18 protein-coding genes, 2 tRNA genes and 5 pseudogenes are annotated in these 23,403 nt (G+C 39.9%); 14 read left to right on the forward strand and 11 right to left on the reverse strand.

Features of this window, described 5'->3' with window-relative positions; translation table 11 throughout:
• Positions 1-15 precede the first annotated feature (15 nt).
• From aer2 to BTN49_RS11560, 6 genes are read right to left on the reverse strand one after another with little or no spacing between them, the layout of a single operon-like run.
• Positions 16-2,403 carry an aerotaxis transducer Aer2 gene (gene aer2 / locus BTN49_RS11535; RefSeq protein ID WP_097357322.1) on the reverse strand — a complete coding sequence of 796 codons (2,388 nt, stop codon included), beginning with the start codon at positions 2,401-2,403 and terminating at the stop codon, positions 16-18.
• Between the two features lie 5 nt (positions 2,404-2,408).
• Positions 2,409-2,882, reverse strand: coding sequence for a chemotaxis protein CheW (locus tag BTN49_RS11540; protein WP_097357293.1), 474 nt, complete (start codon positions 2,880-2,882; stop codon positions 2,409-2,411).
• A gap of 10 nt (positions 2,883-2,892) precedes the next feature.
• Complete coding sequence (locus tag BTN49_RS11545; RefSeq protein ID WP_097357323.1) at positions 2,893-3,393, reverse strand: chemotaxis protein CheW; 501 nt, start codon at positions 3,391-3,393, stop codon at positions 2,893-2,895.
• Between the two features lie 9 nt (positions 3,394-3,402).
• Positions 3,403-5,526, reverse strand: a complete 2,124-nt coding sequence (locus BTN49_RS11550) for a chemotaxis protein CheA (protein WP_097357294.1) — start codon at positions 5,524-5,526, stop codon at positions 3,403-3,405.
• A gap of 22 nt (positions 5,527-5,548) precedes the next feature.
• Complete coding sequence (locus BTN49_RS11555) at positions 5,549-5,908, reverse strand: response regulator (protein ID WP_097357295.1); 360 nt, start codon at positions 5,906-5,908, stop codon at positions 5,549-5,551.
• 35 nt (positions 5,909-5,943) lie between these two features.
• Entirely contained in the window at positions 5,944-6,219 is a 276-nt protein-coding gene (locus tag BTN49_RS11560) for an STAS domain-containing protein (protein WP_097357296.1), read from the reverse strand.
• Between the two features lie 633 nt (positions 6,220-6,852).
• On the opposite strand from BTN49_RS11560, the gene BTN49_RS21405 reads away from it, so the two are divergent.
• Positions 6,853-6,981 (forward strand): helix-turn-helix domain-containing protein, encoded by a 129-nt coding sequence (locus BTN49_RS21405; protein ID WP_150138643.1) that lies wholly within the window; start codon positions 6,853-6,855, stop codon positions 6,979-6,981.
• A gap of 840 nt (positions 6,982-7,821) precedes the next feature.
• Here the strand turns inward: BTN49_RS21405 and BTN49_RS22725 are convergent.
• Positions 7,822-8,491 (reverse strand): annotated as a pseudogene (locus BTN49_RS22725) (IS982 family transposase); the annotation flags it as partial.
• 81 nt (positions 8,492-8,572) lie between these two features.
• Between BTN49_RS22725 and BTN49_RS11580 the strand changes: the two are divergent.
• From BTN49_RS11580 to BTN49_RS21410, 5 genes and pseudogenes are all read left to right on the forward strand, one after another.
• Positions 8,573-9,288 (forward strand): annotated as a pseudogene (locus BTN49_RS11580) (IS5 family transposase); the annotation flags it as partial.
• Between the two features lie 343 nt (positions 9,289-9,631).
• Positions 9,632-9,707, forward strand: a tRNA-Phe gene (locus BTN49_RS11585).
• 65 nt (positions 9,708-9,772) lie between these two features.
• Positions 9,773-9,848: transfer RNA gene (locus BTN49_RS11590), tRNA-Thr, on the forward strand.
• Positions 9,849-11,200: 1,352 nt separating this feature from the next.
• Positions 11,201-11,401 carry a hypothetical protein gene (locus tag BTN49_RS16755; RefSeq protein ID WP_150138584.1) on the forward strand — a complete coding sequence of 67 codons (201 nt, stop codon included), beginning with the start codon at positions 11,201-11,203 and terminating at the stop codon, positions 11,399-11,401.
• 296 nt (positions 11,402-11,697) lie between these two features.
• Positions 11,698-11,985: a transposase gene (locus BTN49_RS21410; protein WP_146679434.1), complete on the forward strand. Its 288-nt coding sequence runs from the start codon at positions 11,698-11,700 to the stop codon at positions 11,983-11,985.
• 921 nt (positions 11,986-12,906) lie between these two features.
• Here the strand turns inward: BTN49_RS21410 and BTN49_RS14310 are convergent.
• Complete coding sequence (locus tag BTN49_RS14310; RefSeq protein ID WP_158523767.1) at positions 12,907-13,065, reverse strand: hypothetical protein; 159 nt, start codon at positions 13,063-13,065, stop codon at positions 12,907-12,909.
• A gap of 84 nt (positions 13,066-13,149) precedes the next feature.
• On the opposite strand from BTN49_RS14310, the pseudogene BTN49_RS22730 reads away from it, so the two are divergent.
• The 7 genes and pseudogenes from BTN49_RS22730 to panC form a co-directional block, all read left to right on the forward strand.
• Positions 13,150-13,737 (forward strand): annotated as a pseudogene (locus BTN49_RS22730) (IS5 family transposase); the annotation flags it as partial.
• A 330-nt stretch (positions 13,738-14,067) separates the two neighbouring features.
• Positions 14,068-14,517: an RNA polymerase-binding protein DksA gene (dksA, locus tag BTN49_RS11605; RefSeq protein ID WP_097357301.1), complete on the forward strand. Its 450-nt coding sequence runs from the start codon at positions 14,068-14,070 to the stop codon at positions 14,515-14,517.
• 548 nt (positions 14,518-15,065) lie between these two features.
• On the forward strand, positions 15,066-15,293 hold the full coding sequence (locus tag BTN49_RS21420; protein ID WP_206746265.1) for a transposase family protein: 228 nt from the start codon (positions 15,066-15,068) through the stop codon (positions 15,291-15,293).
• A 749-nt stretch (positions 15,294-16,042) separates the two neighbouring features.
• Positions 16,043-17,404, forward strand: a complete 1,362-nt coding sequence (gene pcnB, locus BTN49_RS11615) for a polynucleotide adenylyltransferase PcnB (RefSeq protein WP_394336684.1) — start codon at positions 16,043-16,045, stop codon at positions 17,402-17,404.
• Positions 17,404-17,886: a 2-amino-4-hydroxy-6-hydroxymethyldihydropteridine diphosphokinase gene (gene folK / locus BTN49_RS11620; protein ID WP_097357304.1), complete on the forward strand. Its 483-nt coding sequence runs from the start codon at positions 17,404-17,406 to the stop codon at positions 17,884-17,886. The genes pcnB and folK overlap by 1 nt, the downstream gene beginning before the upstream one ends.
• Before the next feature lie 50 nt (positions 17,887-17,936).
• Positions 17,937-18,731 carry a 3-methyl-2-oxobutanoate hydroxymethyltransferase gene (gene panB, locus BTN49_RS11625; protein WP_097357305.1) on the forward strand — a complete coding sequence of 265 codons (795 nt, stop codon included), beginning with the start codon at positions 17,937-17,939 and terminating at the stop codon, positions 18,729-18,731.
• Positions 18,732-18,744: 13 nt separating this feature from the next.
• Positions 18,745-19,623 carry a pantoate--beta-alanine ligase gene (panC, locus tag BTN49_RS11630; RefSeq protein ID WP_097357306.1) on the forward strand — a complete coding sequence of 293 codons (879 nt, stop codon included), beginning with the start codon at positions 18,745-18,747 and terminating at the stop codon, positions 19,621-19,623.
• A 119-nt stretch (positions 19,624-19,742) separates the two neighbouring features.
• Here panC and BTN49_RS11635 read toward each other — a convergent pair whose 3' ends face one another.
• Positions 19,743-20,513: an ABC transporter permease gene (locus tag BTN49_RS11635; RefSeq protein ID WP_097357307.1), complete on the reverse strand. Its 771-nt coding sequence runs from the start codon at positions 20,511-20,513 to the stop codon at positions 19,743-19,745.
• Entirely contained in the window at positions 20,510-21,433 is a 924-nt protein-coding gene (locus BTN49_RS11640) for an ABC transporter ATP-binding protein (RefSeq protein WP_097357308.1), read from the reverse strand. The genes BTN49_RS11635 and BTN49_RS11640 overlap by 4 nt, the downstream gene beginning before the upstream one ends.
• 709 nt (positions 21,434-22,142) lie before the next feature.
• Between BTN49_RS11640 and BTN49_RS18560 the strand changes: the two are divergent.
• Positions 22,143-22,932: pseudogene (locus tag BTN49_RS18560) on the forward strand (IS5 family transposase); the annotation flags it as partial.
• A 38-nt stretch (positions 22,933-22,970) separates the two neighbouring features.
• On the opposite strand, the pseudogene BTN49_RS22735 reads toward BTN49_RS18560, so the two are convergent.
• Positions 22,971-23,403, reverse strand: a pseudogene (locus BTN49_RS22735) (transposase); the annotation flags it as partial.

Consider the following 23,403-nt stretch of genomic DNA (forward strand, 5'->3'; position numbering starts at 1 on the left):
GGATGGAATTCACTGTTAGAATTCCTCCCAATCACCATCTTCCGCTCGATTAGATGAATGATCTATTGCACCACTAGTTCCCATCTTTCTTGCAGATCCTGATGCCCTCATGACCGGCGCAACAGTTCGCTGTAAGCTCCTCGTCGATTGAACTTTGTTTTCCAATCCTATACGCTTATCACTAGTTTGGAAGAAACTAATCAAATTGAGCAGTGCATTACCTTCATCGCGAAGAGATTGGCTAGCCGCTGATGCTTCTTGAACCAAAGCCGCGTTTTGTTGCGTCATTCCATCCATTTTCTCAATGGATTTAGATATTTCATCAATACCCGTAGCCTGATCTTGGCTTGCCATATTTATATGGCCGATCAATTTACTCACTTTGCAAACAGCATCAACAATCTCGGCCAGCATTTTCCCAGATGCATCAACCAAACGAGAACCTTCTGATACTTTTTCAACGCTATCTTTGATAAGATCTTTGATTTCTTTCGCCGCTCCTGCACTTCGCTGAGCAAGATTTCGTACTTCACCAGCTACCACTGCAAACCCTCGACCTTGCTCACCAGCCCTAGCAGCTTCAACTGCTGCATTCAGTGCCAACAAGTTGGTTTGGAACGCGATCTCGTCGATCACACTGATAATGTCGGATATACGTTTGCTAGCTTTATGAATTTCACTCATAGCTGACACCGTTTGTTTCACTACCTCGCCACCTTTTAGTGCTTTCACATTGGCTTCTTGTGATAAAAGATTAGCGGCTTTGGAATTCTCCGCATTTTGTTTCACAGTAGAAGTCATCTGTTCCATACTTGCGGCGGTTTGTTCAAGACTCGCAGCTTGATCTTCCGTACGCTCACTAAGGTCGTTATTTCCGTCCGCAATTTCTCCGGAAGCCGTTGCAACCCGTGCAGAAGACAGGGTGATTTTTTCTGCCATGTCACGCAGGTGGGTGATGGAAGTGTTAACCGCACGACTCAGCTCAGCAAAGTCTCCTTGGTAATCTTCTGGCATTTTAACTTGAAGATTACCCTCCGCGACTGTATTCATAACATCACGACAAGTATTCAGTGGAGCAATCATATTATCAAGTAATCCATTGACACCTTCACTTAGGTTCGCCATAAATCCGGAATATTTTCTGACATCCATACGTGATACCAGAAGCCCTTTAGATGCATCCATGATGAGACCTTGCACTTCTCGTTGACCCATCATTTGTTCCGTTATATCAACCCATTGGAGTGCTGGTCCAATATAGTTCTTCGACGAGTCATACATAGCAATACAGGTCAGCTCAAACTCCAATTCACCTACTTCAACCTGAGCGGTATAGGGCAGACAATCAGGATTATTGATGATCGAACGTTGATGGTCAGGATCTTTGTGGAAGAGATCTATATTTTTTCCTACCAAATTATCTACAGAAAAACCAGGGAAGGATTTACGTAACTCGTTTTCTCGCTTTTGAAGTAACCGTCTCATGGCAGGGTTTAGGAAAGAAATGACACCGTCTTTATTGGCCATCATAATATTAGTCGTCATACCTTCAATAGCTGATACCAAACGTCCAACTTCTATCTCACTTTCGCGCTCTGCAGTCACATCACGCCATTCAATACTGTTGCCTATATACTCACCTTTGTCATTAATAATTGCGGCGACATTCAGCTCTATCAAGATATCTGCAACGGAGATATCTGTTTTGTAAGGCAAGTTCGCTGAATTTGATAACAGTTGTCGCTGATGAGAGGGATTTTCATGAAACTCATCGATACACCGCCCCATTAACCACTCTCTAGTCGCTGAGAAACTAGCCCATACCTTGCGGAAAGAAGACAGATGTTTTTCAAACAAGGTGAGTGTTTCTTTATTGATATACGTAATTATAAAGTCGCGATCAATGATAATCATTGCAGTCAACGATTGTTCAATTGCCGCCTGCAATGTTGCCAGTTCCCTTTCAGCTTTGAGTAATTCAGTCACATCCTCCCACTCAAGTGTGTTGCCAACATATTCACCTTTGGCATCAATCACCGCACCAACCACCAGTCGAAGAGACACATCTTCCACTTCCACAATGGTTTCATGAGGCAAATTTTCGGGATTAGCCAGCATCTGACGTTGATGGTCTGGATTTTTGTGGAACAAGTCGATACATGTTCCTTCAATCCAATCTTTCTCCGGCCGGAATAATGGCCATTTTGAACGAAATAGAACTTCGTGGATTTTAAGTAACTCTACTGTTTTCCTATTAACATAAAACACCTTGAAATCTCGATCTATTATTATTAAAGCAGTAGGCGCTGTATCCAATGCCGATACAATATGCGCCTGTAATCCTTGCTCTTCTCGTGTAGTTTCAGTAACAGTTACGACCTTTTCTTTTCTCGACCAAAACATCATCCCTAACCCTCGCCAACCAGCTCTGGCTGCGCTACTTCATGCAACCTGTCAAAATCGAATAGCGTTTCCAGCTGAATCAGCACCACATGACGATTCTTGATGGAGGCAATACCTTCAATAAATCTATCGTTAATTTTTACATAGTCAGGTGTTGATTTTATTTGAACAGTTGAGAGCTGATAAACCTCAGCAACAGCATCAACAATAATCCCTAATGATTGTCCTAAATTATTACTGACAATCACTACCACTGTAGTAGCACTCAGCAGGGCGGGTGCTATGTTAAAACGTTGTCGAAGGTCAACAATGGGAACGTATTCACTCCGCAATTCAAGCAAACCAATCAGATAGTTTCCATTGTTTGGCAATTTTCGTACATTCGACCATTCTCGGACTTCCTTGACATCTAAAATATTGACGCCGTATTCTTCGTCGTCGATAATAAAGGTCAAGTATTCTTTGACTTCATCTGACATAGCCTCTCCTTTAGTGCATCAACCCATTGATGTCTAGCAATAAATCAACATCGAGCACACTCACGACTTGGTTATTTACATTTAACAACCCACTAACAAAAGGTATTACTTGTGAATCCCCAATCGGGGGGAGCAAGTTGTTATCACCCATGTCGATAACATCCGACACTGCATCAACAACAATCCCCATCGTTCGCTTTCCTGCTACTTCTCCCGCTTTGAGAATCAAGACGACGGTGGTAGGCAAGTATTTCACACTGCCTATATTGAATCGTATACGAAGATCCATAATAGGAACAATCATGCCTTTCAAGTTAATGACACCCAGGACACAGTCTGGTGACCGAGGAATAATCGTCGGTACCTCCCATACTCTGATTTCCTCTACCTCTTTAATATCAATAGCATACAATTCGTGATCCAAATCGAAACTCAGGAAATCAGATCTTTTCAATCGACCATTGCTATCAATTTGTTCTTCCATAGCAATTGATTTAATTTGCTTTGTCATCGTGTTCATCTATGCCGCCGCTATGTTGAGACTGTTATCATCGACACGGTTTAAGAAACATGTTATAAGCCCCTGTACATCTAAAATGAGAGAAACTGAACCATCGCCTAAGATGGTTGCACCGGAAAAACCATTCACTTTGGTGTAATTAGAATCTAGGCTCTTGATAACCACTTGCTGCTGACCCAACATTTCATCAAGTAGCAATCCAATACGATTTACACCCGCTTCAACAAGGCACAGGAGTCCTCCATCTAATGTTCCGGAAGCACCCAATGCAAACTCTTCTTTGAGGCGAAGAATCGGAATATTTTCGTCCCTAAAACGATAGAGTTCAACTCCTCCAGTCACGACTCTGACACGGTCTGATTCAATCAAGACTGACTCAATAATAGAAATCAGTGGCACTACATACACCTGATCTGATACCTTAAGCAGTTGCCCCTCCAAGATAGCAAGCGTCAGAGGAAGACTAATACGAAACACACAACCAACATCAGGTTCAGAATCCACATCAATATGTCCACCAAGTCCTTCGATGTTCCGTTTCACCACATCCATACCCACACCACGCCCTGATACATTTGATACCTGATCTGAGGTCGAAAATCCAGGGGCAAAGAGTAGGTTAGCTACTTGATGATCAGATAGATCATTTAACACTGTACTATGGTGCAACAATCCTTTTTCTATGGCTTTTTTCCACACTTTTTCTTTATTTAAACCTGCGCCGTCATCACGCACTTCAATCAAGATCGATCCCCCTTGGTGATAGGCAGTGAGCGATACTTTACCTGTTTTTGGTTTTCCTTTACTGGCACGGACATCAGGTACTTCCAAACCATGATCAACCGCATTCCGCACTAAATGAACCAAGGGTTCGCTAATATGCTCAAGTACGGTTTTATCGAGTTCTGTTTGTTCACCTTCAATCACCAATTCCACTGATTTACCGAGCTGAGCAGACAAGTTCCTAATCAAACGGGGCAAACGATCGAAAGCGAAGCTGATTGAGAGCATACGAATATTGAATACACTCGCTTGCAGTTCTTTGGTATTTTTAAGCAGTTGATCGAGCCCTGATTGCAGACGTTCCATTTTTCTTTCTGAAAAGTCTTGGCTGAGTTCTGTAAGCATTGACTGGGTTATCACCAATTCACCAACAAGGTTAATCAAATTGTCTACTTTATCGGTTTCAACCCGAATTGATGACACAGCATCTAATTTGGATGATGTTTTTTTTGGTAATTGTTTTTTTGATGATTGTTGCTTTAGTGCAACATGTTTCAATGCAGGTGTAGTTACTGCAGGCTCTGTTACTTGTGTATCCATTAACACTGGTGATTGATCAGGGGGGTGTACATCCGAATCAATCTCGACCTCAACCTCTTTATCAATAAACTTCTTTTCTATTTCAATGAGTTGTCTACTAATAGACAAATCGCATTTATCTTCAACCCATTCAAATATTTCATCAATTTGCCTTTTCTCTATGTGTCCATCAAAAATAATAAGCCAGCTTAAGTAACACATTTCTGGATCAATCTCACTCAGCACAGGCAAGGAATCTGTTATGCACACCACGTCACAATAGGCACCGAGGTCAAATAATTCACGCAAAATACGCACCGGATCGTTTCCTGAGAAGAACATATCATGATGTGGTCTGAAATTAATGATCCAATCACCATTGTTTAGTTTTACATTATCTTTTGATACTCTCTCTTTTTTGGTACTTTCATCACTCTCAATAAGTTGACCCAACTTATGGATCAATTCATCACGCAAGTTATGATCAAAATCCGATCTAGTTTCATAAGCCACCACCATGCTGTTAATACAATCACCGCTTCTAAGTAAAAGGTTAATGATATTTGTATCAAGATGAAGCTTCCCTTCCCGAGCTTCGTCAAGCAATGTCTCCATGACATGAGTAAATTCGCTAATTTGGTATAGACTAAACGTAGCTCCCCCCCCCTTGATCGAATGTATTGCTCGGAATATAGTGTTAATCGTGTCTAAATCAATGTCACAAAGGGAATTTAATGTAAGCAACTCACGTTCAAAAACTTCTAAGTTTTCACGACATTCTTCGTAGAAGATTCGGCGTAGCTGGTTCATTTTCAAAACCACAGTAAACTCCTTGATTGTACATCTAAATAACGCGGTGCAAGGTTTTCAAGAGGGTGCTTGGATTAAACGGCTTAATGATCCAGCCTGTTGCTCCTGCTGATTTCCCTATATTCTTTTTTTCTGAAGATGTTTCCGTGGTAAGCATGAGTATAGGCGTGAACTTATACTGAGGTACGCTACGAACCTGACGAACAAACTCCAAACCATCCATATACGGCATATTGACGTCAGAAATAATAACGTCGTACTGTCTTGCTTTTGCTTTCGATAGTGCTTCAACTCCATCGTTAGCTGTTTCAACTTGATAGCCAGCTTCTTTAAGAGTGTGGCTCACCATCTGCCGAATTGAAACTGAATCATCTGCTGCTAGTATCTTTCGCATACTGTCACCTTGTGATTGAGCGACGTGAAAACTATTCAGCAAAAATCGCTCAGGCCTAATGACTTAATTAATCCCAATGCTTTTGCAGCTCCCACCAATTCACTCGATGCACCTTGCCATTGCCAATTTATCGATTGGTTATGGCAAACATTCCTAGCTGTGAGTAGAAGTTGTAAACCTGATGCATCAACACGCGATACCTTGTTACCATCAATCAATATATTGTCGGATTGCTCCAACTCGTTTTGTAAGCGCTTTTTAAGATGCATTACTTGTGTAATGTTTAATTTATCTTCCAATAAAAATCCCATCGCAGAGTTCCTTCCGATTATTATTGACTAACGCCAATGAGATTTATGTATTTCTAAGTGTAGCAATAACGAGAAAAATGCAAGTGTTTAGTTAACTAAATTAAATCCAGACACCAGATCGTTGGCATGGCTACCTGTCTAAAATATTCTCAAAAGACAGTAACTGATAGAAATTGTTGTTGAAGGACAAAAGAAGAAAAACATTCTTTAGGCACTGACCTTAAATTACCATGCCATTTTTTAACTTAACCTAATAATAAAACTAAACGATGAATTAACCTTAAATCTGTATGAGCGTAATTTTCCAAACCGAGTGATTTTTAGGTTAGAACTTTTGACTGGAATATATCCTCAATAAATCTAGTAATCCGATTGACCATCAAGATCACACCCCTTCTTAGCTGAATATTCTCTATTTCGGATATATTCCTTTTTGATCAAAGACTGTTTTGATGATAAATCTTTTTCTTAACATAAGACGATCCAAAATCCTCATCATCTTTATTTAGTTTCATCTTTTTTCGTGTATTTATGATAAGACTACTCCTTTTCCTTCCATCAGACGAAATGCACAACTTAGCGGTGAATTAGACAGACTAAAGTACACTTTCAGTATCCTCTTTTGGTTTGGAGATGTGCTTGATTCATAAACAGTTAAATGACAATGACCGATTTTATATTGAGCTACGATTGTCTAGAGGTAATTCCTTTAGTCAGATTACCAGAACACTTGGCTATTCTCACTCTAATATTAGTCGATAGATAAAGCACATATTCCAGATAATTTTCACGGCATCTACTGTCCTCGTCTTGCATCAAAACCGGCTAAAAACCAGCGCAAACACCACGGACGGTCTGGCTTTTAGCTTTGTTTCAGAGAGAACGAAGGTGTTCATTCATAAGCGTCTTAACACGCATACGTCACCCAATAGGATTAGTGGTGAACTGGCTCTAAAGCACGATGGGATACTTAGTGAAAGCACTATTTACCGGTATATATGGCATGACAAGAGTAATGTCGGAACACTCTAAAAGGATCTTCCCCATCATGGCAAACCTCACGAAATCAAGATAAGCAACAGCGATACGGTAAAGATAAAGAACCGTATGGATATTGAAGAATAGCCTGATATTGCAGACGCAAATACCGAGTTTGTTCATTTTAAAATTAATATTGTCGTCAAGACTGCACACAAATCTTTTCTTTTGACCTTAGTGGATAAAAATAATAAACTCTGCTGCATTAAAAAGATGCCAAATAAGCAGGAAAATACAGTGGTAGAAACGTTTATTGATATTGTAAATACCCACCTACCACGACTTTAAAAACCACACGTCAGACAACGGTACAGCCCCCGCCAGTCATGAAGAAGTTGCTGAAATTACAGACGCTGATTCCTATTTTGCCAGACCTTATCTGTCAAGTGATCGGGGACTGAATGGTATACCAATGGTCTGATAAGGAGATTTCATCCAAGGGAACTGATTTCAACGAGGTCAGTAATGACGAAATTGTCAAGGCAGAACATATACTAAATACACGTGCTAGAGCAAGTCTTGGGTATTTAGTTCACTTTCATGCGCAACTTAAGTTAATTAACCTTAGATCTGCATAAGCGCTTGCTTATCAAGCCGAATCATCTTGATGTTCGGATTCTTTGATTGAAATAAATACGCGATGAGCCCCGCCAGCAAGTTGCTCATAAAGCTAATACAACGACGGTGTCGTAAATGCTCAATTCTGGATATGTTTTTTAGTTAATCAAAAACAGTTTCAATAATAAATCGTTTCCGGAGCATCAGGCGGTCCCAAAGTTTCATCACTTTTAGTTTCATATTCTTGTTCACAACCATTATCAGTGTCACTCCCTTATCTTCAAGTTCCCGCTTCCATGAACCCGATATATAACCTTTGTTTCCGTATAAACACCCCCAAAGCTCGTCAACCATTTCCGACACAGAATTTCTATCCTCCACGTTAGCCATCGCCACTTTGATTGAGATCATGCCACCTTAGTCATTTGATAATAAGGTGTGATATGAAACCGTAGAACCACCACATTGTTCCTTTTCTTCGCTTCTTGGTACCTTTAAAAACTTGATGTCTGAGAATGAGTAGGTTGTGATAAATCTGTAGCTTAGACGAATCAACAAAGGCAATCCATATCTGTCTTGCTTGACGGTGAGTGATATAATAGCAAAGCGGAATCAAAATACTTTGCATGAACTTGAACATTTGCGTGTAGCTGACTAATTTAGGAAATTCGGTGGTGAAGCAAAGGCCTTATTTCCTAAATATCTAAACTAATCTCAATCCCTACGATCAGATCATCATGGAGTTAAGCGAGAGGTGATAACGGGAAAGGCCCTGCACAAGATCAGCAACTGGAAACAATATAATCAAGCATTAATAAACTGTGGTTCAGTGACTTTTTAGATAGACGTAGCTGCTAGTAGGGCATGACATTGCCTAAAGCATCACGATCATCGTGGGCGTAAGTTTATATTTTTAAATACCAAAATTGAAATGCTACTGATGATGAAAGGTATTTTTAAACTCCCACTTCGTAGATTAAAAGGTTTTCTCAATTCGGTTTTTATGTTGATGAATGTCCCACTAGAATACCCTACATACACTTGCATTAGTAAACGTTTGAAGACCATAAAAGTTAAGTACCATTTGCCGAGTCTAGGAGATATCGCCCACATCATTATTGATTCCACAGACCTAAAAGTATATGACGAAGGTGAATGGAAAACGCGTAAACACGGTAATGGAGAAGTGACGTATCTGGCGCAAACTTCATCTTGACATTAATGTATTTACTCATGAGGTTATTGCTGCTGCAGTTAGTCTGGTTTTTATGGGTGACAATGAGGTTTTACCTATATGGCTTAACCCATTAAGATGAAAGATACAGTAAGTCAGTGCTAATGGAGCCTATGACACAAGAGCATGTCACCACGTACTGAAGAACAAAGGAATAACGCCCAGTATTCTACCTCAAAGCAATGCTTGGGTACTGGGAGGAAGGGCATCCTAGAAATGAAGCTGTACAGGCTTTAAAATAGGACAAACTGGCAGAGTAGAAGAAAGATTTGGATCAGTGCATTGTAGGCCTGATTTAATCAATAATGCCATGCAGGAAGGAAAATCTAGCAGAAGTCTTTCACATCGACGACAACATCCAAGTTATTCATGCCCAAGTACTTACTTATGCAGTCGATAGTTTTTTTCAAACAATCAGATCTCGACTTTAGCATTTAGTTCATTTTTTATGCGCATCTCAGGTTAATTATGCATCAAGTATGTTGCAATTGAAATAAAAATAGCCAAAGAAATAGAAATCACGGCATTTGGTGTAAAATTTCTTTGACAAGAATGTGTCTGTCCTATTTAATAGCGCTCGCTGCCTCGATAGCTCAGTCGGTAGAGCAGGGGACTGAAAATCCCCGTGTCGGTGGTTCAATTCCGCCTCGAGGCACCATGCTTTAAGTAAGCCAGCTTATCGGTTACGCAAAACAGTGTTTATGGATTAAGTAAAGTTTATGTGCCGGCTTAGCTCAGTTGGTAGAGCAACTGACTTGTAATCAGTAGGTCACCAGTTCGACTCCGGTAGCCGGCACCATCTCTACGAAAAATTCCTATCTATGGAAGATATTTCTATAAGAAATTTATGTTGATAACTTCGAAGCTCTCTGTCTCTCTTTCTAAAGAGGGTCAAGCAGTACTCCTAGGAGTATATATAAGTTAGTAAAATAACAGGCAGTCGATATTGAGATCTGTATTCAATAAGTCGATTATTCTTTAAATATAAAACTTACGTCCAATGAATCATGCATTTCGGTTTATTTTGAGTGTCCAGTCGTTTCAAGGCATGTAGCATGTACGGAGTGTCAGCTTTGATCTTCTAGGGCGTTGCGTATAGGGATTCCCAATAATGACATTGTTTCTCAGGAAGAAATAGCGTTCACCTTGAAACTGTCCGTGCTCCAAAATACAACACTGAACATAGATAACAACTTGTAAAGTAAATTAAATGTTTTCTTCCATGGCAACAAAATGCGTAAGCAACGATTTTCTTCAATCGAGGAAACTAAGCATACTAACGCGGGCGTTGTTATGCATTCAAATCTGAAGTGCAATACTTTCCAATTAATCTGCTGATGCTATTTCTTTAAAAAGAACAGCAGGGCACTTAAACCTGAAACATTCCTTAGGCCGATAATTAATCCTTGCTTGAGCTAAGGTAATCTCTTCAATCAATGACCCTCCTTAAATCTGTCCCTTTCTTTAAGTACTGTCTCAAAAGCCAATTAGCATTTGCTGCTTCCCCCTCATTTCCATAAGAATACACATCAGCACTCAGTAATTTTACGAATACCTTTTTTAAAAAAGACTTCCCTGCCGTTATTTCAGGTAAGAACGTGCACACACAACATGTTGCTTGAGCATATCCATAATATGCTCACTTCAACTTTTTCCCTTGCAATTTACGTGATCTTCTTCACTAAATACATTTTACGTCCTCTATTCAGACTACCCTTTCCAATTTTGCCTGTTTTTTTGCATCATAAAAGTCATTATGAGTAAACAAATATACTTGAAGTTTCTTCCAAGAATACACCTAACCAGAATTGTTGATTAGATCAGGCCTATAACGCACTGCTCCCAATCTTTTTTACAGTCTTAATGTATCGTATCTGCTGGCGAATAGGCATTCTGAGTCTTATAACTTTGTTCTTTCACCTAGGAATTTCCTCCCAGAAACTATATGTAGTAGGGCTTAAGGTATGTCCCTGTCTGTGATACATTTAGCACGATTGAACAAATAAAAGGCATGAATGAACTTCAAAGGTATCAACTCGAAACTGCTTCGCTTTAGACGTATTTTTACTACGAATGGGGTCATATTCGTATCCAATCATCCCCGCTATGACGCCGATTATTATTATTCAGAAATAGCTAAGATACTGAAGTGTGGAATCTCATAAAAGGGCTTTGACACTTACCAATGCTTGGGTTGCGGTCACGGGACAACATAAAGTTAACTTTAGTTGTAAGGGGAAATCTTGTTCGCAATATAGAAAGCGTTATGCACGGGAGATTATGGTCAAAATAGGCGTCTGCCTGTTTCCTAGAGTGAGCTATCGGAAAGTTATCTTAACATTGACTGAGTAACTTCGTATTCCTTTCCATACTCACTCCAATCAGGAGCCTTTGTATTCTGGGTTTATGGTCTTGGCGGAAGCCTGATTATCAGAGTTGATTTAGGCGCACTTTAAGACCGAGGAGTGTGAAATCGCCGTCATTGTTTTCATCCATACCCCTAATCGTAATGGCAACTACACTCCATATTTACATGTGATACTGGTTGAAGGTGCATTTTTCCTTCAAACTGGAATTGGAAAGGGTTTCAGCATTTATCGTTATCTCAGCTACGATTACTTTGGCAAAAACACTTACCGAAGTTAAGGATGGAGATTGAGTTTCCGACGCGTCCATATGTGATTAGAACCTTATGGGTTAATTATCCTGATGGTTTCTATGCCCATCCTAGCAATGGTCGTAAAAATAAAATCCCAAGCAAAAGCTACCTAGGGTTAATACGATACCTAACTAAATATTTGTCATCCCCGCCGATAAGCTTATCTAAGATAGTTAGGTATGACGGTCATCAAATCAGGTATTACTATCAATCACATAAAACGAAGTTGAAAACGTATGAGAGAGAGTGGATGTTCAGGGATTGGTTGGCAGGCTAGTTCAGCATATTTGCCTAAAGGATTTCAACGAGTGAGATATTATGTCCTTCAAGCGATAGCGAGCTTTAGGAAGTGGTATGAAGTGATAGCGAGGGTAGTAGGAAACTTTGTGGATGAAATAATGAGCTCCACAAAACATATCAACTATATAGAGTAGAGCTTTTCGAATAGGTAGCAGGTCGTAATCCCTTAAAATGTGTGTTTTGTGGGAGAGAGATGGAGTTGGTTTGGCTCTCCCACCCAAATCATAGTGTATTCTTCGATTTGTTGGCTTCTGATAGTGGGTAATTGATATGGTTTTTGTTCTCATATCAGATAGTCTACTAAGAAACATTTCGCTAATGCGAGAGGTTGCTGCTAAATTGGATGCTCTAATTGAGTTTTAAACAACATCTATAGATTTTCCTAACACGTCGTCGCCAATAAATGGTCTCCAATCGATTACGTTTTTGACCTGTTCTCGTTATCGCTCCAACTTTTGCAGAATCTGACTGTTTCAGGAGTTTAGAAAAATACCATTGGTCAGGACTTAATTTTTAATATCAATTGGGCCAGATCAATGGTATTTTCGCACAACATAATGTGACACACAATCAGCATTAACACCACAGGTGTTGGCTTAGGTATTTTGGATACGAGAATTACCCCAGCAGATCCACTATAGTAATAAAACGAAGAAATAACTCGCATTAAAACACTTGACCTGATAAACGTCAATCGGAAGTATTCCTATGTAGAATATAAAGACGTCATCCTAGTATTCATGACTATAAAACGCGTAGTCAGCGGAAGTGGAAATATGATTAATTTTATATCTCGAACCTTTGGGACTTTGACGGTAATATCGCCGAACCTAGTTTGTAGGTTCCGCTCAGGCAGATGACCACTGCGAACCACTCCCTGCTTTCCGTTAACTTGGAGTTATGTAAAAAGTATCGAGCAAGGATTGACCTCTGCTTCTATAGCTTGCGCCAACAACTGCTGTGCGCCATCTTTCAGCAGTTCATTAAGCAGGTTTTCTAGTTTATGAAGCGCGGTAACGTTATGATTATTATCCTTATAACCGTAAACCCCAGTCATTAAAAATGACCATCGAGCAAGAAATCTTAATATTTCCCTTAGAAATATGCCTTATTAACCTACGTTTCGTATCCAAAATGAATTAAAAGCCCAAGTAGAGGAATTGTCTCCCACGTCGTTATTGATGTTACAGGCCTAAAGGTATACGACGAAGGTGAATGGAAAACGCGTAAACACGATAAGGAAAATCAGCATATCTAGCATAAACTTCATCTTGCCGTTGATGTATCTACTCATGAGGTTATTGCTGCAGAAGTTAGCCTAGTTTCTGTAGGTCAAGATGAGGTTTTACCTACATTGCTTAACCCACGATGACGTAAGATACAGCAAAGTCAGTACTGATAGAGACTATGACACAAGAACATGTCACCACGTATTAAAAAACAAAAGAATAACACCCTGTATTCCACCTCGAAGCAACACAGGGTACTGGGAGAAAGGGCATCCTAGAAATGAAACTGTAAAGGCATTGAAGAAGGATAAATTATCGGAGTGGAAAAGAACAGGGGTTATCACAAACGCTTATTAGCAGAGACAGCAATATTTCGCTATAAACAGTTGCCAAACCCTAAGCTCACTCTTAGTGATTACAGTACTCAAGTTGGTGTAGCTCTGGTAAATATGCAAGCGATGAACAAAGTTCTAAGACTCGGTATACCTATTCGCCAATAGACACATTAAGACTGTAAAAGATATTGGGATCAGTGCGTTATAGGCATAATTTAGTCAACAACGCCCTTTCGAGCACTACACATCAGCATTAATGAGTTTGTCCAAGTTTTAAGAAACTCATACCTTCGGTGTAACCGTATTCCTTCTTGCATGTGCAGGAAGTGGGACTTAAAAATAGACTCCTGTTTTACAGATTCAGAAAAATATGCTGACTTGTTCACACGGACAAGACTCGAGTAGAATACAGTAGTTGCCTCCATTATAGCTTTCTGGTATAGATAGCGCCCTCTTTTGGCTGTACAGGTCATGGAATATTTAGGAGAAAGCTTAATGCCAGAAAGCAAAGTAAGAAAATCGCTCGGCATCTTGGCTACTGCTGGGTTAGAGCCTTATAAAGAAAAGGCCTGCGAGGAGTACATGAATGCTCAGCAAATTGAACATTTCCGTAAGATACTTCAAGCGTGGCGTGAACAGTTAATGGAAGAAGTTGATCGCACCGTTCACCATATGCAGGATGAAGCCTCAAACTTTCCAGATCCTGTTGACCGTGCTTCTCAGGAAGAAGAATTCAGCCTTGAGCTTCGTAACCGTGATCGGGAACGTAAACTAATCAAGAAGATCTCAAAAACTTTACAACGTCTGGAAGACGATGATTTCGGCTTCTGTGACTTATGTGGTGTAGAAATCGGCATACGTCGTCTTGAAGCTCGCCCAACTGCTGACTTATGCATCGATTGCAAAACACTCGCAGAAATCAAAGAAAAGCAAATGGCCGGCTAACGATACTGCTTTCAATTAATATTGGGTGAAGGGAGCCAAGGCTCCTTTTCTAGGATTTATCTCTATACCCCTAACTCTAGCTAAACTCCTTGGCTTTGACTTTGAGTATAAACTCTAAGGTTGGTTATGAATAAGACGAGTTATAGTTATATAGATCATTTTATTCTATCTCCGTCAGTCTGTCCTCGTTTCAATTCGCTTGTCATATCCTTAGGTCGCCATCTGTAAGCACATATACACCCACGGACGAACACTTAATTATAACCCATACCGCCTTTTGTCTATTACCTTAGAGGATGACTTCCAAAATAACCAATCTAGGGGAAGAAACCTCTTTTCAAATAAAAAACGGAAGCATTCTATTAAAATACTAATATTTGATTAACCTCAGATCTGTATAAGAGCTTGCTTATGTAAATCAGAGGTTAAATTAGGGAAAATTCACGACGACTTAAGTTATCATAAAACCCTTGCTTTTTTCATATAAAAGACGACTGTAATCTTATACTGCTTCTTTGACAGAATGGTTACAATGAACACGCTTGCCCTTGTTTAAACACTTTTTTATTATAAAAGAGCCTCGCCAAACATGGAATATAAACCCCGTATTCTCCGATATTATACTGTTAACCTTTTGTGGTATCATTACGTACTGTGAGGGTTGCAAAGAGATAGAAGACTTAGGTATAGATCTTCTTGATTATCTCAAAAAGTATGGCAATTTTTATTATGGTATACTTATTCACGGTACGGGGCTCGCGCACATTCGCAAATAAATCCTAATAAGTTCTAACTGTAATTTATCGATTGAAGGGTACATTGTCATACCAAAACATAGGGGAAAATTATTTCTATCGAGAGTAAGATAGTTCAAAGGTTTTACGACAAGAGTACCCAACGTGATATATCCATATGGTTAGTGCATTTCCTGTGGCGAATAAAGTCTCTCTCTGGCAGGTTAAGACTGAAAATTAAGGCAAATTACTGCCGTTATTCTCGGGCTTCCAAAGGAACTAATGATAAAATACGGTATAGCAATAACCATTGATACGATGATTTACCAGCAAAAGAGTGCTAAAAACCCTGTTAAAGCGGAATTCAGACTATCTGCTCGTCATGAATGGAACCATAACTGTATACAAACGATTTTAATTTTATCAACAGCCTAGTCTCAAATCCAATCAGTTATTTATATTTGCATCTTGCACTCAACACAGATGGTAATAAGCTATCTAAAAAACAAGGTACCTACAATTTAAAACGAGCAATCTATGCTCAACTACAAAGGCTACTTTATCCTTATATAAGACAACCATTCTAGCTAATAACAGGATACCTTTGTGGCTATATTGTTAGCATGGAGCGAAGAGAATTGATAATTCTAGAACTTACCAGTAACAACGTAGGTAATTACAGCCTTCTAAAATACAGAAGCGTGATATATGATGTGCAGTCATTTTTATGGCTCAACCTGTTAAATACGAGGTGAGTTATCTTTAATCAAGTTACCAGCATTTGCCGCAAGATATTGAATAACGATAATAGAATGCGCAATAATAATAACGTAAAACCTAAAATCATCCCTCGCAGAGAGCACGGTATCTCAAGAAAAGGTATCGGTGGCAATGCACTAAAAGTTCTCTATCGCCTAAATAGAGGTGGCTATGAGGCGTATCTTGTAGGTGGTGGTGTGCGAGATTTACTGTTGGAAACACAGCCAAAAGATTTCGATATCGCGACTAATGCTACGCCAGAAGAGGTGCGTAGACTCTTCCGAAATTGTCGTTTAGTTGGGCGTCGATTCCGTCTGGCACATATTTTATATGGCCGTGATGTAATTGAAGTAGCAACGTTCCGTGGTCACCATGCGAGTAAAAAAAGTGATAAATATGCCAGCCAATCAAATGATGGTAGGCTTCTTCGTGACAACGTGTATGGAACAATCGACGAAGATGGAGAGCGTCGTGATTTCACGGTTAATGCCCTCTACTACAATATTGATGACTTTTCTGTGCGTGATCACGCTGGTGGTATGGAAGATCTGAAAAATCGAGTCATCCGATTGATCGGAGATCCGGAAACTCGCTACCGTGAAGATCCCGTACGGATGCTACGGGCAGTACGTTTTGCAGCAAAACTGAATATGCAAATTAACTCCTCAACCGCGGAGCCAATTCCAGCACTGGCGCACTTGCTATGTGATATCCCATCGGCTCGCCTGTTTGAAGAAAGCATCAAACTACTTCAAACTGGTCACGGCTATCCAATCTATTTAATGCTACGTGAACTCAAGCTCTTCTCGCCGATGTTTCCGATCCTTGAAGGGCACTTCACTGAAGATAGCAGCAGCAAGGCTGAACAAATGCTAACACTAGTGCTGCAATCTACTGATAGTCGAGTTAATAGTGATCAACGTATCAATCCAGCATTCATGTATGCAGCTATACTATGGTACCCACTGGAAAGACGTGCAGAAGAACTTTCCTTCGAAAATGACTTTACTCACTACGACACATTCATGATGGCAGCAAACGAAATTCTGGATGAACAGGTTAAATCCCTCGCCCTCCCACGCCGATTCACGGCGATGGTACGCGACATTTGGCAACTGCAACTTCGTCTTAACCGTCGTTCTGGCACCCGTGCTTACAAGTTACTTGAACAACCAAAATTCCGTGCCGCTTTTGATTTCTTGGAAATGCGTAGTCGCGTAGAAGGTGGACAACTCAATGAGTTAGCAACTTGGTGGGATGTGTTCCAGAAAGCAGATCGCGAAGGCCGCAATAACATTATTCAATTTATTAATAAGGCTTGCCCTAGCAAAAAAACATGCGATCAACCTCATAAGAGGTTGAATAAACATAAACCGCAATCGAATCAAGAATAATGATCCGAGTCTATATAGCCATTGGAAGTAATCTCTGTAATCCGGCAAATAAGGCCAGAAAAGCAATTGAAGCTTTAAAGCAGCTACCTGATACTAAATTTTCCGATTGCTCATCTCTGTATAGAAGCAAACCGATGGGGTTATTTGATCAGCCAGATTACGTCAATGCTGTTGCGGCATTTGACACATTGCTAGAACCCTTAGTTCTTCTTAACCAAATACAACGTATTGAATTGGAGTTTGGTCGCAAACACACAATGGAACGCTGGGGACCAAGAACATTAGATCTGGATATCCTTCTCTTTGGTGACCTGAAACTAAACAGTGAACTGTTAACCGTTCCGCATTCTGGGATAAAAGTGCGTGAATTCGTGCTCTACCCTCTCGCAGAAATAGCCCCTGACTTATACCTACCAGATGGGAGTGCAATTATTGATCTAGTCGCCGTAACTGATCGAAGAGGCCTCACTACAATCGAGTGAAAATAAGGCGAATCCACTTTTCAGACAGCACACAAGATTTTGGAGATAATATGAAAAAAATCACGATTAACACCTTAAGAGCATGGAAGCAGGAAGGCCGTAAATTTGCTTCTATAACAGCTTACGATGCTAGCTTTGCACAACTTTTTGAAGCTCAAAACATGCCAGTACTACTTGTTGGTGATTCACTTGGCATGGTACTTCAAGGCAAGAGTGATACATTGTCAGTTTCGCTTGATGAAATAGCCTACCACACCCGCAGTGTACGCACAGGCAGCCAAAACTGTCTACTGATAGCAGACATGCCATTTATGACCTATGCCACGCCTGAAGATTCCTGTATAAACGCTACCAAGCTAATTAAAGCTGGAGCCAATATGGTGAAATTAGAAGGTGCTGGTTGGTTGTCTGATACCATAACCATGCTGACACAACGTGCGGTACCTGTATGTGTACACCTCGGTCTCACACCACAAGCTGTCAATATCTTTGGCGGATTTAAAGTACAAGGTCGCACTGAAGAACAAGCCGAAAACATATTTCAAGACGCACGGAAACTTGAAGAAGCCGGCGCTCAGATTATTTTGCTTGAGTGTGTCCCAAAAGCATTGGCAGCACGCATTACAGATGCTGTTCGTGTTCCCGTTATTGGTATTGGTGCTGGTAATGCCACTGATGGCCAAATCCTTGTCATGCACGACCTGTTGGGAATCTCTGCGAATTATATTCCTCTATTCTCTAAAAATTATCTAGCAAAAACCGGTGACATACATCAAGCGGTTTCACGCTATATAGAAGAAGTTACAATGGGCGAGTTTCCAGGTTCTGAGCAGACATTTAATTAAGGAATTCTATTTTATGAAAGTAATCTCTGAGATTAGCCCATTACGAGACCAAATCCTTTACTGGCGTCGCCAGGGACAACGTATTGCATTCGTTCCTACCATGGGACACATACACTACGGTCATTTGACGCTGGTCAAAAAAGCACGCGAAAATGCGGATGTAGTGGTTGTCAGCATTTTCGTTAATCCAATTCAATTTGAAAAAGATGATGATTTTTCCGCCTATCCTCGTACTTTAAATAAGGACATCGCACAGCTGAAAGTTGAAGGGGTTGAGGTAGTCTTTACGCCAAGTACAGACATCATGTATCCACAAGGTGTGGATGAGCACTCGTTTGTCGATGTTCCTACCTTCTCGCACATTCTCGAAGGAACATCACGACCCAACCACTTTAAAGGTGTTACAACGATAGTGATCAAACTGTTCAATATTGTCCAGCCTGATACTGCTATCTTTAGCAAGAAAGATTTTCAACAATTAGCTGTCATTGATAAAATGGTTACGGACTTATCACTGCCAATAGACATAATTTCAGTCCCGACCGCGCGAGAAATAGATGGTCTAGCCATGAGCAGTCGTAATACTCACCTAACGGTTGATGAGCGTCAACGTGCACCTGTGTTGGTAAAAGTGCTACGTTGGATTAGCTATCAGATACGAGGCGGACGCACGGACTATAGCGAACTGATACTGGATGGTAATAACCAACTTCATGAAGCAGGTCTTAAGCCTAATGAGCTTTTCATTCGTGACGCTATCACGTTGCAACCAATCTCTAATCAGACTTCCAAAGCCGTGATCCTAGCCTCCTCCTTCCTCGGTCAAGTCCGTCTTATCGACAATCTCACCGTTGATCTTACAGTTCAAGTTGTCGACGACAGAGAAGAGTAAAATCCAACAAACATGAAGAAACCACCAAATGGAGGCTCTTATACCCAGAAGTAATCTGGCTGAATAGTCAACAAAGTTGCGTTTTCTTAAGTAAGAGAATATACACATGCAACTGAGGTTTAACTTCTTAGCCCGATACCACGACTGATTAAATACCATGCTATGGTATAAAATCCAGCAATGAAAACAATCAATACAGCAAATGATGTGGTGATACTAACGTCTGATACACCAAAAAAACCATAACGAAACGCATTGACCATATACATAATAGGATTAATCTTGGATATACTCTGCCATAATTCAGGCAATAGCGACAGCGAATAGAACACCCCGCCAAAATAAGTTAAAGGTGTCAGTACAAAGGTAGGAATTATACTAATATCGTCAAACGAACGAGCAAATACAGCATTAATTAAACCACCAAGTGAAAACACCACAGAAGTCAGTAACACGGTCGCAAAAATCACCCCAAGGTGCGTAATCTGTAGATCGACAAAAAACAGAGATACCATCGTAACCAAAAAACCTACCGACAAACCGCGACTAACACCACCCACAACATAACCTGCAATAATGATATAATTTGGTACAGGTGCAACCATCAACTCTTCAATATTACGTTGCAGCTTAGCACTAAAGAAAGACGAAGCAACATTGGAATATGAGTTAGTAATTACCGACATCATGATAAGACCAGGCACAATATACATCATATAGCTAAAACCTCCCATTTCACCAATCCGAGTACCAATGAGGTTACCAAATATCACAAAATACAAACTTATCGTGATGACGGGTGGTACGAGGGTTTGAATCCAAATACGGCTATAACGGGTTATTTCCTTAATAATCAAGCTCTTAAAAGCGACCCAGTAAAGCTTATTCATACTTTCATCTCCATACTCTTATGAACCATAGAGATAAATAACTCTTCAAGGCGATTCACTTTATTTCTCATCGACAACACCTCAATATTTTGGACTGACAACTGCTTGAAAACTGTGCTAAGGCTGGTAGATTTATGCACTTCGACTTCCAACGTGTGATCATTGATTTGTTGCCATTTTACTCCTTTAATATGTACAACCTTACTTTCAGGAGCCAAGTCTAGTATAAAGGTCTCTACGTCAAGTTTTTTCAGTAAATCTTTCATAGTGGTATCTTCAATAAGAATACCACGATTAATTATGCCAATATTTCTACACAATATTTCCGCTTCTTCTAGATAATGGGTGGTCAAAATGATCGTAACACCTCTCTGATTTATTTCCTTAAGGAAGACCCACATTGATCGGCGTAATTCAATATCAATCCCAGCAGTAGGTTCATCAAGAACTAATAGTTTAGGATCATGCATCAACGCACGAGCAATCATCAATTGACGTTTCATCCCACCAGATAAATTAAACGCCTGTTTGTCACGCTTTTCCCACAAATCAAGCTGTGATAGGTATTTCTTTGCACGTCGTTTTGCTTCTTCACGCTCAATACCGTAATAACCCGCTTGATTTACCAGAATATGTTCAACCTTTTCGAATTGATTAAAGTTAAATTCTTGTGGTACCAAGCCTAGTTGCCTTTTCGCTTGGATCAAATCCGTATCAATGTCATGGCCGAAAATTCTCACCTTACCAGAGGTTTTTCTAACCAATGAACAAATAATACCTATAGTCGTTGATTTACCTGCACCATTAGGACCAAGCAAAGCATAGAAATCTCCCTTTTTTACTGAAAGTGAAACACCTAAAAGCGCTTTTACATTTGTATCATATACTTTGACCAGATTTTCTATTTCGATTGCGTTCATAGATTCCTAATTAACTTATTTTGGTATCATCTCAGTAAGCCTACTAGGTGCATGCACCATGATAATCTACACACATTGTGTGTAGTCTGGATACGGTTTTTGATACACTAAAGGCCATCTAACCTGACAAACAGAAAAACAGTTATGTGTTCAATAAGTTGAAGAATTCTTCAACATTACTTGCAACCCAGTTATCTCTCACTATAAACATCATGTGTCCTAATAGGATTTATAACCATGAAATAATTCATTTTCTGGACGGAAACCGACTTATTAAATACATAACCTAGGAAGACAACTCTTTTCCATATGTCGCATGTATTAAATAAGTAGAGTTTCATACAAAAGGCCATCATTTTTCAGGGTGATTAAACACTATTACACAGCATTTTATCTGTAATTGTAGATACTACTAGGCTAGTAATCAGCAATGATTACTAGCCTTATAACCCCTCCCTCTGTTAGGTAAACTGCACAAGTCTTATATCTTAAGCTTCTCTCAAATACTCTAAAAAATATCGTTAGGAGAACGATACCCAAGACTCGCTCTAACACATGTGTTAGAGGATATGTTCTATCTTGGTAATTTCCTCATTATTGATATCATTGAAGTCAGTTCCTTTGAAAGGATATCGGCGTTATTTTCTAATATATGAACTAATCGCAATTCCTACGATCAGATTATCATGGAGTTAAGCAGGAGGTGATTATGGGAAAGGCCAAGCACAAGAGCAGCAACTGGAAATAATATAATAAATCATTAGTAAACCTATGCTCAATCACTTTTTGGATAGATGCCGTTGCCATTAAGGCATGATATTGTCTAAAGCATCACGGTCATTGTGGCTGTGAGTTTATATTTTCGGATACCGTGATTAAAACGGAACTGATGGTGAAAGGTATTTTTAAACTCCCACTTCGTGGATTATAAAGTTTTCTCAATTCGGTTTTTACGTTGATGAATGTCCCGCTGAAATCCCCTACATACACCTGCATTAGGAGGTGTTCTAAGATCGTCAAAGTTAAGTATCGTTTGCCGAGTCGAGGGGTGGTAGCCCACATTATTATTAATGATACAGGGTTAAAGGTTTACGGTGAAAGTAAAGGAAAACTCGCAAATACGGTAAGGAGAAGCGGTGTATCTGGCGCAAACTTCATCTTGCCGTTGATGTGTCTACTCATGAGGTTATTGCTGCAGCAGTTAGTATAGTTTCTGTGGGTAACAATGAGATTTGACCTATATTGCTTAATCCATTACGACGAAAGATACAGCAAGTCAGTGCTGATGGAGCCTATGACACAAAAGCATGTCGCCACATACTGGAAAACAAAGGAATAACGCCCACTATTCCACCTCGGAGTAATGCGGAGTACTGGGAGGCAGATCATCCTAGAAATGAAGCTGTAAAGGTTTTAAAAGCGGACAAACAGGCGGAGTAAAAAAGGACAAGGGTTATCACAAACCTTCATTAGTAGAGACAGAAATATTTCACTATAAATAGTTGCTCAACCCTAAACTAACTCTTCGTAATTAACCTCAGATCTGCATAATGACTTGTTTATCAAACCTAGTTATCTTGATGATCGGCTTCTTTGGTTGAAATGAATACACGATGAGACCCGCCAGCAAGTTGACCATAAAGCTGATACAACTACGGTGCCTAAAATGCTCAATTTGGGATATGTTTTTTAGTTAGTCAAAAACGATTTCAATAATAAAGCGTTTTCGGAGTATCAGGCGATTTCAAAGTTTCATTACTTTGGGTTTATATTTTTTTCATACCCGTTATCAGTGTCACTCCCTTGTCTGCAAGTTCCCGCTCCAATGGATCAGAGATATAACCTTTATCTCCGTATAAACACCCCCAAAGCTCGTCAGCCATTTCCGACATAGGCTTTCTATCATCTAGGTTATCAGTCGTCACTTTAACTGAGATAATACCACCTTGGTTATTGATAATAAGGTGAAA

The organism is Candidatus Enterovibrio escicola, from assembly GCF_002464935.1.
GTDB lineage: Bacteria > Pseudomonadota > Gammaproteobacteria > Enterobacterales > Vibrionaceae > Enterovibrio > Enterovibrio escicola.